Source organism: Parendozoicomonas verongulae (assembly GCF_009711465.1).
Lineage (GTDB): Bacteria > Pseudomonadota > Gammaproteobacteria > Pseudomonadales > Endozoicomonadaceae > Sansalvadorimonas > Sansalvadorimonas verongulae.
Genome location: NZ_SMME01000828.1, coordinates 1 through 13,188 on the forward strand (window position 1 = coordinate 1; position 13,188 = coordinate 13,188).

Below are 13,188 nucleotides of genomic sequence, written 5' to 3' on the forward strand. Positions count from 1 at the left end.
TTTTTTTCGCTTTCTGGGCAGGTTTTTTCTTGGTAATAATTTTCAGAAGGCCGGGAATAGTAAACTCGCCACAGCCGCGCTTTTTTATATGACGTTCGATTAGATCGGACAATTCCTCAAGAACATTGCTTACATCTTTACGAGAAAGTTCAGTGTTTTCTGCAATTTCATTAAGGATCTGGCTCTTGGTGTACTTTTCCTTTATTGCTGCACCTGGCATCTGTCATCTCCGGACATATTTACAACAGTTTTTGAATTCCTGTTTCACCTGCTCAAAGCGCGCCTGTACGACTTCTACTTGCACTTCCTTTTCAAACAACCTGTAACACTTCTCAGACTGAGAGGTTTAACGGATGAGTTTCTTTATCGTAACCTGTTACAAACAATTCAGCGGGTTACGAGTCCAATATAAACCACGGTTTTTCGGCTTGCGAGTATTTTTTAATCTATTTTTACCGAACAAAGATGAGTTCCTTTGGTAATTGTTCCTTATCACACCTTCGGAGATATTGAGAGATGGGTAGCAATCGCGTTAAATTAAGAGTGCAGTGTTTTGTATCTTTGATAAAACCAATAACATTTATGACACCTATGGACAGATCATGTTTCTTACAACGCTAAAATACCTCCAGCTATTATCGGGCTTGCTCCTGACCGGTTTGTTTCTGGCATCACCTGTATTACTGCCAGCCCTCTATCCAGCTGCATTCCCTGTAGTGGCTACTGCCGACTTCTATATCGGCGAACCAATGCTTCTTCTCATGTTTGCAACAGCTGCAACCAATTTGATGTGTGGCAGCTACCTGAAACCATTTTCTGGAGGCCGTGGTACGCTCCAGACCTTAGGCTCCCTGACCTTGTTTATCGCAGGCATACTCGCAGCAGCTTGCGCTATTGGCCGGCTTCCTGTCAGCCCTGTCACAGCTATACTTCCCCAGATCACCATCGGGCTTGCAGCAGTTGGCACCCTCTTTCATGGCCTGTGCAACCTTCACCTGTTAAACCCTTCTGCAGCCAGTAAAGACAACATAGCACTGGAAAGTGGCCGTGAAACCGGCACAGTGAAGTGGTTCAATGTCTCCAAAGGTTTTGGCTTTATAACTCGAGACTCCGGTGATGATATTTTCGTCCATTACCGGGCTATTCGTGGTGAAGGGCATCGCATTCTCAGCGAAGGACAGAGAGTCGATTTTGTTGTTGCTGAAAAGGAAAAAGGGCTGCAGGCAGAGGATGTTGCTCAGACACGCTAATTATCCCATAAGGTGCAGGATATCAATGGAAAAGCAGGCCCTTGAACCTGCTCTTTCATTGATATCATCTTCACATTAATAGTGAGGCGGTGGCACCTCATCTTCAGCTGCTTCTGATTGACTGGCAATCAGCAGTTGCAGCTGCTGCTTCAGCAACTCCACCTCCCGGCGCAGGTTATCCAACTCACCCTGCTGTCGCGTGACAACTTCATTGAGTTGTTGAACGCTATCGTCCTGATAACTGAGCTGTGTTTGCAGTTCAAGCAAGTCATCATTCATTGGTCATATCCTCCTGCCGGCACCAGCCAGGTGGTAAAAACGGTTTCAAGACGCTCCCGGATCGAACGAATCTGGGTATCATTATACGCCACAGCTTCTCCCTGCCCCCAAACCGGGCCGGGCCACGCAAAATCATCACTCTTGCGTACCACTATATGCATATGCAACTGACGAACAATATTACCCAAAGCCGCCACATTCATTTTATCTGCCGCGAATACATCCTTCAGTTTTTCTGACACATAGGATGTTTCCTTAAGGAGCTGGGCTTGATCAGCTTCCGTCAGCTGGAATACCTCCTCAATACCGGCCACTTTAGGCACAAGAATAAACCATGAGTAACGAGCATCATTCATCAGCAACATACGGCTGAGGCGAAAGTCACCAATCACAATACAGTCATTGGCAAGGCGTTTATCGAGTTTGAATTGATCCATACAGGACACCTGATAAGTCCCAGACACACAAAAAAACGGGGCAACCCAGCGGGTGCCCCGTATTCACAAATTTTGAAATCCGATGCTTAAAGCTTGTCGGACTCGTCAGCCAGATAAGCCGCAACGCCTTCAGGGCTTGCATTCATACCCTTGTCGCCTTTGCTCCAGCCAGCTGGACAAACTTCACCATGCTCTTCGTGGAATTGCAGAGCGTCAACCAGACGAATCAGTTCGTCCATGTTACGGCCCAGTGGCAAATCGTTGATAATCTGGGAACGTACAACACCGTTCTTATCGATTAAGAAGGCACCACGGAAAGCAACACCACCTTCAGACTCAACATCGTAAGCCCTGGCAATGTCATGACGCATGTCAGCAGCCAGAGTGTACTGAACCTGACCAATACCACCCTTATTAACAGGGGTATTACGCCATGCATTGTGGGTGAAGTGAGAGTCGATAGAAACACCGATAACTTCTACGCCTTTCTCCTTGAACTGATCCATACGATGATCAAGAGCAATCAGTTCGGAGGGGCAAACAAAGGTGAAGTCCAGAGGATAGAAGAAGATCAGGCCGTACTTGCCTTTGATCGTTTCTGACAGATTAAACTCATCAACAATAGTTCCGTCAGCCAGAACCGCAGGAACGGTAAAATCAGGAGCCTGCTTACCTACAAGGACTGCCATTTCCTATCTCCAGTCAAAGTGAGATGAATCTATTGCTCACCATTTTATGAACATCCACTCAAGCGATGAGTGTAGAAAGCCCGTATATCATACACGCCCTACCCCGGATCGCCTACCTGATTCAAGGCAGAGCACTATAATTTTTTTATTACACACTTATAGAAAAATACTATCAGTACAAAACAGATAGCAGACCTTCAAGAAACCGGGCAAAAGCCCGGCCTTTTCAGGGGTTTCAGGCTTCACCTTCACTCACTGCAGCTTTCACCATTTTTTGCAATTCTCCCTGCTCATACAGGTCGGTAAGGATATCGCTTCCGCCCACCAGCTCACCACCAATCCACAGCTGAGGAAAGGTAGGCCAGTTTGCGTACTTAGGCAGATTCTGACGAATATCAGGGTGTGCCAGAACATCAACGTACGCAAAACGCTCACCGCAAGCAGACAGTACCTGCACAGCACGAGAAGAAAAACCGCACTGTGGCATTCGGGGAGAACCCTTCATAAACAGCAGTACAGGATTGCTTTCAATCTGCTGCTTGATTTGTTCCATGACTTCTTCAGACATCACTCACCTCAATTCTGGTTTTGATCATGACGGCACTTCGGCCTGATGGGGCGCAGTATACATGAGCAAATCAGGGACAGAAATCCCGAAGCAGAAATCAAATTTCCTTCTACACTGCTTGCCCGGACACCAATGAACAAAGCAGATATCCGGCAGGAGCCAGGCCATACGTATGCGGGCACATTTGAAAACACTTTTTTTTACAAGCGTTCTGAACAACGCATCTCATCGTTTTTTTATTAGGCTACTCCGGTTAGCCGCTGTACCTTTACTGCTTTTATCCATGGTTTCACACGCTGCATGGGACAACGACTGGCCTGTAAGCGCAAGACCTGATGAGAAAACACAACAAAAACACAGGGAGCTCATAGAGCAAATTCCTGACTGGATTACCAAAACTTCAAAAGAGGTGAGAAATAAAAAGTTAAAACCTGTTCCCCAGACCGCCCCCGGGACCCTATCCGACGTGAGCAGCCTATACAGGCTTGCACTTTTCGACACGCTATCAGGAAACACCATTCCACTCTGGGGAAGCATTGGGGGGAAAAAAAAATTTGGTCACCAGTCTAAAGAGGACCATCTGGTTATTCCATTTGCCCCTCATATCCTGACTGCACTCATCAACCAGCGAGCATCACTGAACCACAACTGGCTTTACGCTATTACAGACAACATGGGGCGCCCTGTTCGCTTTCTCTGCACTCTGGATTGTTTGCCTGAGTCTCTTCCCCATGTTGATATTGATGATGCAGGCCAACACACTCTCAACCTCTCCAATGCCCTCCCCCCTGATGGCCAAAACTTCATAGGTGTAACCAATGTTGGGGGAGAGAACCCGACTGTCATTGCTATCAACCCTGTAGAAACATCAGGCATCGCCATTGTGCCCGCCGATATTATTCGGCAGCTTCAGTCACTTCCCGCAGACCAAAAAAGTCAGCTCATCCTGGTAACAGGATCTTTCCAGCACTCTCAGGCAAAAATTCATCGCTTATTATTCCCTGTGAACACGCTGTCAGTCAGTGACGCCTACATTGGCCACAATGATGCCCTTTACATATCGACACATAATACCCCACAGCAACTCCGCTCTCTGGAGTATTTTGAACAAAGCCTGTCCCACACCCCTCAAGCTCCAACAGTGCAGCCTTTGCAGTCCCCTCTGGAGGGCGATCACAGGGTAGAGGTGGCCATTCGTATGGATATTGGGGATTCCTCTGTCGTCCATCGCCGATTAAAAGGACTTCCCCACCCCTCCCTGTGGTATGGGGACGATGGTCTCTATCCCGATGGTGAAATAGCTTTTGACACTAAGGAAATTGCCAACCTGAGCACATCTGAACTGTTGAGTGAAGGTATACTTGTGGTGGTTGAATATCAGCCCACTCCCGATGGGTACATGCAGTATGTCCACCCACTCTCCCAGTTCCCGTTAAAAACCATTGCCCTTGCCACATCCTCCAGCACAGCTGCAGGCACAGAGGTTCTTGCTGAAAAATTCCAACTCCCACGCCTCAACCCTAAATGGAAGCCTGAACTGTCAGCGACACAAGCCTATTTGAACCCGGATAATGCTATAGAAATTGTGACTAACAACTCAAAAAAGAAGGCCAGAACACAAACCAAAGCAGGCCCCAAAAAATCAAAAACCATGGTACTTGATGACCTGAGCGAATCTAAAAAAGAGTCAGGCACCCTCCCCGACGAAGATGTTTACACTTCCGAGAGTCTGAAAGTGTTGCAGCAAGGCCTGGCCCAGAAGAAAAGAGACAAAGATCTAAAAGCCATTGCTGACAAGCTGGGCTACAAGCCGAGTGAAATTATCTCAGCCTTTGCCCATCAGGGTATTAATCTCAACAAAACTGATGACCCTTCTGGATCCAGCCTCCCATCAGAGCCGGCTTCCCACAAACCTGCTCCCTCTCGAAAAAAACAGGGGCCCTCTCAGCCACACTTGTCGAAAATGCCTTATCAAGGCTCCAGTAAGAAAGTCACACGACCTATCAATCTGCCTGCAGATGTCGCACCATCATCACAAAAAAGACATGCTCACTGGCAAAGCTTTAAAAGTGATGAACAAAGAGTCATCGCACAGAAAATGAGAGAAGAGCTTATCAAGCACGGAGAGCTCCCTCCTGATGGTAGTAGTGATAACGTGGGAGGCCAGGGAGGCGGGGCTCCTCTGGATATACCTGAACGTGAAGATGATCACGACACTCTGGCTCGTCGTTACGCCGAGCAGCACCCGGCAGAACAAGCTATTGAGTTTGTTCAGGGACGCTTCACGCGCTACCCCCTCTACACATTGGCCACACTGCTTGCAGCTACAGCCGCTCTGGAGCTCTACCATAGCTGGAACCTTTACCCTGGCCCCAGAGAAGTACTGATACGCAAAACCCTGCAGGCAATGGATCCGGGAGCCAGTGCCTTCGAACATGAAGCACTGCGCATGCTGGTTGAAGGCACACCGGAATATTTGCTGGAATATTGGGGATCAGACACCCTGAGCTGGTGGGTTACACAAGCCAGTCAACACTGGTGCAGCCGTAACAACTGCTCTGGGAGCTTTATCCCAGATATATTCCTTCACTATATCCTGTCTCCGGTATCCACACGTAAAGATCGTTTTTTGAAAGAGATTCGTGTTCGGGTCAGTCTGGAGCCAGTAGATCTCAATAATCCTTGGCTAGCCACTATCGACATGCGACGTATAGGCTTTGCCGCTGCGCTGGATTTCAACCCGCTCACCCAGCAATACTGGATGGCACGCCTGAATGACCGAGGTCTTCTTCAGGAAACCAGCGACCTGATGTATACAATGCACATCCCGGTAAAAGTCTTACGCTTCCATTTTCTGGAAGACATGATGTCCAAATCCCAACTCAACCGTTTCAAGAACATTGCGTCTCACCCCGCAACCGACGCAACAAATCAGTACCGCCCTGTTGTTCCATACCCTATGGAGCGACAGAGATATGGTGTTTATACCTGCGCAACCATTGATGGGGACAAGTGGCGCGCTATCGATATCAACGGACAGGAGCCTGGATACTACGGTGTACCTGCTGTGATCGGCTACGCCCACAGAGTGGCTGACGGCTACTGCGTGCCCAGTACTATGGACAAATGGTTATCGGTTTTAGGCAGCGATGGTCAAACATCTCTCCTTAGCCCGGATAATGAACCGTTTTCCCCTGTCCGGCTGGATTTGCAAAACACATTTAAAAAACCAAAAGACCAGCTCACCAGTGAAACCTGTAAAATCCAGTATTGGAAAGAGAGACGCTGGAAAACCGCACCGGCTACCGACCTTTATCCGGGCTCCATAGAAGTACAACTCCCTGCCCACGGATTTTACCGGGTACGCTGCGATGGCCAAACGGCAACATTCACCAAAGACTATGAGTCAGGCATGCTCTTTGTCTGGAGTTGGCCACGCACTGCTCTGACATCAGCGTCTCGACCATGAGTTCCAGCGCCACAGGGCTAGCCCTCAGGGCAGCCCTTAGCTAAGATGCCTTTCCAGTCACAAGAACCAGAGCAGAATCATGACTGATAGCCTGATGACAACCTATAACCGATTACCGGTTACTTTCACGCACGGAGAGGGCATTTGGCTGGAAGACTCCCATGGCCGCCGCTATATCGATGCACTGTCCGGTATTGCCGTCTGCGGCCTTGGTCACGCCCACCCAAAAATCACTCAGGCTATAAAAGAGCAAAGTCGCCGTCTGTTACATACCTCCAACCTCTACGGGATCGACTCTCAGGAGAAGCTGGCAGACCGTCTGGTTGACTTAACAGGCATGGAAAAAGTCTTCTTCTGTAACTCTGGTGCCGAGGCGAATGAATGCGCAATCAAAATTGCCCGCCGTTACGGCCACAGTAAAGGCATTGAAAAACCCGGCATTGTCGTTATGGATGGTTCATTCCACGGTCGAACACTGGCCACTTTAACAGCCACCGCAAGCAAAGCCGCTAAACAGGGCTTTGGCCCACTGCTAGAAGGCTTTTATCGTGTACCTTTTAACAACCCAAAGGCTGTAGAAAAGCTGGCACAGCAGAGTGATATTGTCGCTGTTCTGGTTGAACCGGTTCAGGGGGAAGGGGGCGTAAATATTCCGGATACCGGTTACCTGGAAGCACTGAGAGAAATCTGTGATGAAAATAATTGCCTGTTGATGCTGGATGAAATTCAAACCGGCACTGGGCGCACCGGCCACTGGTTTGCCTGCCAGAACGCAGGTGTTTCCCCTGATGTTCTGACTACAGCCAAAGGGCTGGGCAACGGCCTTCCTATCGGAGCCTGCCTTGCAAAAGGCGATGCTGCGCAAATGCTTAATCCCGGCAGCCACGGTACCACCTTCGGTGGCAACCCATTATGCTGTGCAACAGCTCTGGCGGTTCTGGATACCATTGAACAGGAACAACTGCTGAAAAACGCAGTGTCCTGTGGGCAACTCTTTCTTGACCTGTTTCAGAGAGGGCTGGGAGATTTACCAGAGGTAAAAAACATTCGCGGCAAAGGCCTGATGATTGCTATAGAGCTGGACCGCCCCTGTGGCCAACTTGTTTCCGATGCTCTAGAGGCTGGCCTGCTTATTAACGTGACAGCAGGCAACACTGTTCGCCTGTTGCCTCCGCTGATTGTATCTCGTGATGACACTGCTAAGATCGCCCAGCGCTTGATTCCACTGATTAAAACGTTTCTGGATGCCTCTAAAGGATGAGTACGCTACTGGATGTTTGTGACATTTTCAGTTCTTACGCGGATGCCGATGGTAAGAGCCAAAGCAGTAAAATGGTTGTTCACAATCTGTCGTTCCAGGTTCAAAAAGGCGAACATGTTTGTCTTCTCGGCCCCAGTGGCTGCGGTAAAACCACAACTTTAAGAGCTATCGCGGGTTTTGAACCCCTTCAGGGAGGAGAGATAACCCTTAGAGGCACCACTCTGTCCCGTCAGGGCTTTACCCTGCCTCCGGAACAGCGACAACTGGGTATGGTGTTTCAGGATTACGCCCTGTTCCCCCACCTGACCGTGACTGAAAATATTGGCTTTGGGTTATCCGGCAAGCATGCTCGAACTCGCATTAATGACATGATGCACCTGACCGGCCTGCATGAGTTAGCAAACCGTTCGCCACAAGAACTTTCCGGCGGTCAGCAGCAGCGTGTCGCCCTTGCCCGCGCCCTTGCTCCGGAACCAAGCCTGCTTCTGTTGGATGAGCCCTTTTCCAACCTCGATACCAGCTTGCGTCAGAGCCTGAGTCATGAGGTGCGTACTATGCTCAAGCAGACTGGCACCAGCGCGATTCTGGTGACTCACGATCAGGAAGAAGCCTTTGCTTTTGCTGACTATATCGGGCTTATGCGTTCTGGGAAAATGGTCCAGTGGGGAACGGCTCATGAGCTGTACCAGCAGCCTGTTAATGATTTTGTCGCCAGTTTTATTGGCGAAGGATCACTTATTCAGGGAACCCGGAATTCTCAGGGGCTGATTGAAACAGCGGCAGGGTTGTTCAACCCGTCCAATATACTCAATGCACCGAAACAACGATTGATGCTTCGCCCAAACAGTGTGACCTGTGACCCGGCATCGCCTCACAAAGCTATCGTAAGACAAATCAGCTTTCGTGGGCAGAACAAACTGTTGAAGCTGCAATTATCATCGGGAGAAGAGCTTCTACTGGAGATTCCAGCCCACTGCACGTTCACCATCGGTGAAACGACCGGGCTTCGCCCGGCCGCCTCCGATGTGCCTGCTTTTGTTGCTTAACTTGCTTTTGCTTCAGCTGCTTTTTGATAAAGCGGCTGCACTTTAGGCATGTACTGCTGAAGACTATCAATGCGGGTATCAGTAGCCGGGTGAGTACTCAAAAACTCAGGCGGCTGCTGCTTGTTCTGCGCTGACATTTTTTGCCACAACGTCACAGCAGCTTCCGGGTTGTAACCTGCACGTGCCATTAACTCGAGACCAATAATATCAGCCTCCGCTTCTTTTTCCCGACTGTTGGGAAGTGTCATGGCGTAGTGAACGATATCATTGGCCAGCCCAACAGTTTCCTGAGAGGCCCCCAGAACCGAACCCGCCAGCGTACCCCCTAGCTGAACCATATAAGCTTCCGACATCCCTTCCCTGCCGTGTTCCCGCAACGCGTGTGCCATTTCATGCCCCATAATGGCTGCGATTTCGTCATCGGTGAGTTTCAGGGTTTCGATAATGCCGGTATAAAACACAATACGTCCACCAGGAAGACAACTGGCATTGAGGGTATTTTCTTCAATCAGACTAACCTGCCAGGGCCACTTGACAGCATCTGGACGAAAAACGCCTACCTGTGCAATCAGGCGATCAGCAATAGTCTGCAGGCGATTCAGGGTTTGCCCATCCGACACCAGTTTCTTTTCTTTCCTGGCTTGCTCACGCATCTGTAGATAGGATTCTCTGGAAATCTGCTCAACCTGCTTTTCACTCAGAAGCATAAACATACTCTGCTCGCGCTTCACGCCTACAGCACCGCTCTGAGTGGTATGCACTGACTGACAGCCCGTTACAAAAGCACCTACAGATACCAAGGTTACTGGCAAAAACAGTTTTCGCAGCTGCTTCAACATTTTACTTCCCCCCACATCACGCTGTTATTTCCTGTCGCGTTATAGAAGACTGCAGATATCTTAAAAGTGACATACAGAATTCATCTACAGAGGATACAATAACGCCCTAAACTCTAAAAACACCAATACAAACAAGGCACCCTGTGCGCCAAAAAACTATAGTGAGCCATCATGCAGTTAGATTGCTGTTCTTCCGACCCTGACAATAATAAACCCGACGCACAGAGTACATACGATCTGGTGATTGTAGGTGGTGGAATCAATGGTGTCGGCATTGCCCGTGACGCCGTCGGACGCGGTTTGCGGGTTTTACTATGTGAACAGAATGATCTGGCTTCTGCCACTTCATCGGCCAGTAGCAAGCTGATTCATGGCGGACTGCGCTATCTGGAGCACTATGAATTTCGTCTGGTGCGAGAAGCCCTGCAGGAGCGGGAGATTCTGTTGGCTAACGCACCACATCTGGTGCGTCCCCTGCGTTTTCGTTTGCCCCACGCCCCTCACCTACGCCCGGCATGGATGATTCGGTCAGGCTTGTTCCTTTATGATTCTCTGGCTCACCGAGAAAGCCTGCCCGGCAGCACAGGGGTGAAACTCAATGGTCTTTCCCCTTTAAAATCCACTTTTACCAAAGCTTTTGAATATTCCGATTGTTGGACAGACGATGCCCGGCTAGTTGTTACAAACGCTATAGCCGCCCGAGAAATGGGGGCAGATGTTCTACCCCGCACTCGCTGTACCTGTGCACAACGCACCTCTGACGGTTGGCAGATTATGCTGGACAATGGTCAGAAAACACGAACAGTGCTTTCAAAAGCACTGGTCAATGCGACCGGTCCCTGGGTTACCAACTTTATCGAAAGCAGCCTGCAGGCCAAGTCAGAGTATGGTATCCGCATGATCAAGGGCAGCCATATTGTAGTACCGGCTCTACACAACGGGGATGAAGCTTATATCCTGCAGAATGCTGATAAACGCATTGTGTTTGTAATTCCCTGGCAGGGGAAATGGTCCATGATTGGAACCACTGATGTGGAATACACTGGCGACCTGTCAAAAATCACACCCGATGAAAAAGAGGTTGATTATCTTCTGGATATAGTCAATCGTCACTTCACTGCACAAATCGCACAAAGCGATATTGTTTACAAATTCTCTGGTGTCCGCCCATTGTGTAACGATGAGTCTGATGACCCGTCTGCGATTACCCGGGATTACACCCTGACGGTTTCAGAGGAGAGAGAAGAGTTCCCCCTCCTTAATGTATTTGGCGGTAAGCTTACAACCTACCGCCGCCTGGCAGAATCAGCGCTGAAAAAACTGCACATCTGGTTCCCGAAAATGGGAAAACCCTGGACCCACTCGACGCCACTTCCCGGCGGAAATATTTCCTCCCAAAGTTGTTATGCACAGCAGCTGATTAAGGAAAAAAGCTGGCTTCCAAAGTCTATGGTTATTCGTTTCGCAAGCAGTTACGGCGAACTGTGCCAGCAGTTTCTGGGTAACTGCCAGTCACTGGCAGATCTCGGCCAGCATTTTGGTAATGGCCTTTATCAGGCAGAAGTTGACTACCTGCTGAAACACGAGTGGGCTACAACAGCAGATGACATTCTTTGGCGCAGAACTAAAACCGGTGTGGCTCTACCGAGAGAAAGCTACATCGCCTTGCAGCAGTACATCAATCAACAATAATCCATTTACCCACCAAAAATATCAGCTCTACTCAGCAGGCTTAACGGCCGCGCTGACGACGGGGCCAGACCAGACTGAACCGTGCACCACCCAGCTTGTCACTGACACCCACCATCGCCTTGCCGTTATGCCAGTGCATAATGCGTCGCACGATAGACAACCCTAAACCATAACCACCGGAGGATCGTGTACGACTGTCGTCCAGTCGCGCAAACGCAGTAAACACTCGCTCTCGCTGTTCCTCTGGAATACCGGGGCCGTCATCCTCCACATCCACACGACATGTGTCGTGCCCAGCACTGAAACGCACCTGTACGGTACTGTCAGCATAACGACAGGCGTTGCTTACAAGGTTCTGGATAGCCCGGTGAATATAACGCTCTTCCACATCTATGCGTCTGCGCGCTTCCAGTGTACGACAGGGCACATGCTCCACAACCACTGAGCTTTTCTGACGCTGATGTTCCTCAGTAACGCGTGCAACAATACTGTCCACATCCAAACGCTGAAATCGAATATCCGGTACACCTTCTTCCAGCTTGGCGTAGGTCAGGATTTCATCAACCAGTTTATCTAACTCTTCAATATCACCATCAATGCCTTTGATATAACCACTGCGTTCATCCGCACTCTGGGCATCTTCCACCATTTCCAGTCCAAAACGAATACGGGCAACCGGTGTGCGCAGTTCGTGAGAAACACCTCGAATCATCTCTTTCTGAATACTCAACAACCGTTGTATGTAGCTGGCCATATTGTTAAAGGCAGCCGCAAGCTGGCCTACAGAGTCCCCACCATGGATTTTCACCCGTGCATCCAGGTCTCCTCGCGCCAGACGACGGGCCGCACGCTCCAGCTTGCTTAACCGTCGCTCCAACCCTCTCACCAGTACATAGATAGCAATACTGATGGATGCCAGAATAAAGAGGCCAATGGTTCCTAATAGTTTGAAAGGGTACGGATTGAGCATGGCGACTGGCCCCAGCACCACAATCTTACCGGTATCTGGCAGGCGGGTATAAATATTCATGGCGTGCCCGGCCTGATTAAACAGCGCCAGAGACATCCCCTGCTCCAGCAAACCGCGCTGCCTTTGGGAAAAGACACCGGGATAGTGATCCAGAACTTTAACAGGGTAACCAAACAGATCATTGGTGCGATCGGCCAGCACAAGTATACGGCGGGCAGGAGGAATGCTCGACAACCAGTCACGAACAATAGTGGCTGTGCCCGTGGCCAGCTGCTCATTAATATCATCAATGGTGCCCCGCAATATGGAGGCCTCATTAATAGAGGAAAACACCTCAAACTGACCAGAATCACCACCACGAACCAGCACACGCCCCGCCTGTAGCTGGCGAGCGGTCTGGGATCCAAGGTTTTCGTCTGCAGCCGGAACCACTGACAGACGAATACCCAGTCGGTTTTCCCACAACTCCAGTTTCCCGGGCCAGCTTTTTTCAGGAACTGAAGCCAGCTCCAGACTCATCACCCGGAAGGTTCCGCGGGCTGTAGACTCCCGAAAATCCTGAAGCCTGACACCGTTAATGATGGTGAGAGCCAACCCACACAAAACAGCAACCAGCACCAAGGTGAACAACAGGCCACCGTAAATGCGCAGAAAGATACTGCTCACTCGTTTTTCTCCGAATCAGCTC

General features: G+C 49.7%; 12 protein-coding genes. 5 read left to right on the top strand and 7 right to left on the bottom strand.

Going from position 1 to position 13,188, the window contains the following annotated elements; genetic code table 11:
- Positions 1 to 220, bottom strand: a 220-nt coding sequence (locus E1189_RS11155) for an HU family DNA-binding protein (protein ID WP_196221383.1), incomplete at its 3' end; no start/stop codon positions are given.
- A 382-nt stretch (positions 221 to 602) separates the two neighbouring features.
- On the opposite strand from E1189_RS11155, the gene E1189_RS25915 reads away from it, so the two are divergent.
- Positions 603 to 1,250, top strand: a complete 648-nt coding sequence (locus E1189_RS25915) for a cold-shock protein (protein ID WP_329601991.1) — start codon at positions 603 to 605, stop codon at positions 1,248 to 1,250.
- Positions 1,251 to 1,325: 75 nt separating this feature from the next.
- Here the strand turns inward: E1189_RS25915 and E1189_RS11165 are convergent, their stop codons facing one another.
- From E1189_RS11165 to grxD, 4 genes are all read right to left on the bottom strand, one after another.
- The gene (locus E1189_RS11165; protein WP_155160366.1) at positions 1,326 to 1,529 is read right to left on the bottom strand and encodes a SlyX family protein; all 204 of its coding nucleotides are present in this window, start codon (positions 1,527 to 1,529) and stop codon (positions 1,326 to 1,328) included.
- A complete protein-coding gene (locus E1189_RS11170) occupies positions 1,526 to 1,966 on the bottom strand; it encodes an HIT domain-containing protein (RefSeq protein WP_155160368.1) in 441 nt (146 codons plus the stop codon). Before E1189_RS11170 ends, E1189_RS11165 begins: the two co-directional genes overlap by 4 nt.
- Before the next feature lie 86 nt (positions 1,967 to 2,052).
- Positions 2,053 to 2,655 (bottom strand): peroxiredoxin, encoded by a 603-nt coding sequence (locus E1189_RS11175; protein ID WP_155160370.1) that lies wholly within the window; start codon positions 2,653 to 2,655, stop codon positions 2,053 to 2,055.
- A 235-nt stretch (positions 2,656 to 2,890) separates the two neighbouring features.
- Positions 2,891 to 3,223 carry a Grx4 family monothiol glutaredoxin gene (gene grxD, locus E1189_RS11180; RefSeq protein WP_155160372.1) on the bottom strand — a complete coding sequence of 111 codons (333 nt, stop codon included), beginning with the start codon at positions 3,221 to 3,223 and terminating at the stop codon, positions 2,891 to 2,893.
- Between the two features lie 466 nt (positions 3,224 to 3,689).
- Between grxD and E1189_RS11185 the strand changes: the two genes are divergently transcribed.
- The 3 genes from E1189_RS11185 (at position 3,690) to E1189_RS11195 (ending at position 8,999) form a co-directional block, all read left to right on the top strand.
- Entirely contained in the window at positions 3,690 to 6,692 is a 3,003-nt protein-coding gene (locus E1189_RS11185) for a hypothetical protein (RefSeq protein ID WP_155160374.1), read from the top strand.
- Between the two features lie 79 nt (positions 6,693 to 6,771).
- The gene (locus tag E1189_RS11190; protein WP_155160376.1) at positions 6,772 to 7,953 is read left to right on the top strand and encodes an aspartate aminotransferase family protein; all 1,182 of its coding nucleotides are present in this window, start codon (positions 6,772 to 6,774) and stop codon (positions 7,951 to 7,953) included.
- Complete coding sequence (locus tag E1189_RS11195; protein ID WP_155160378.1) at positions 7,950 to 8,999, top strand: ABC transporter ATP-binding protein; 1,050 nt, start codon at positions 7,950 to 7,952, stop codon at positions 8,997 to 8,999. The genes E1189_RS11190 and E1189_RS11195 overlap by 4 nt, the downstream gene beginning before the upstream one ends.
- Here the strand turns inward: E1189_RS11195 and E1189_RS11200 are convergent.
- Positions 8,996 to 9,838 carry a M48 family metallopeptidase gene (locus E1189_RS11200; RefSeq protein WP_155160380.1) on the bottom strand — a complete coding sequence of 281 codons (843 nt, stop codon included), beginning with the start codon at positions 9,836 to 9,838 and terminating at the stop codon, positions 8,996 to 8,998. The two genes, E1189_RS11195 and E1189_RS11200, sit on opposite strands and share 4 nt — an antisense overlap.
- Before the next feature lie 171 nt (positions 9,839 to 10,009).
- On the opposite strand from E1189_RS11200, the gene glpD reads away from it, so the two are divergent.
- Complete coding sequence (gene glpD, locus E1189_RS11205; protein WP_155160382.1) at positions 10,010 to 11,530, top strand: glycerol-3-phosphate dehydrogenase; 1,521 nt, start codon at positions 10,010 to 10,012, stop codon at positions 11,528 to 11,530.
- Positions 11,531 to 11,570: 40 nt separating this feature from the next.
- On the opposite strand, the gene E1189_RS25920 is transcribed toward glpD, so the two are convergent.
- Positions 11,571 to 13,166: an ATP-binding protein gene (locus E1189_RS25920; protein WP_155160384.1), complete on the bottom strand. Its 1,596-nt coding sequence runs from the start codon at positions 13,164 to 13,166 to the stop codon at positions 11,571 to 11,573.
- Between the last annotated feature and the right edge of the window lie 22 nt (positions 13,167 to 13,188).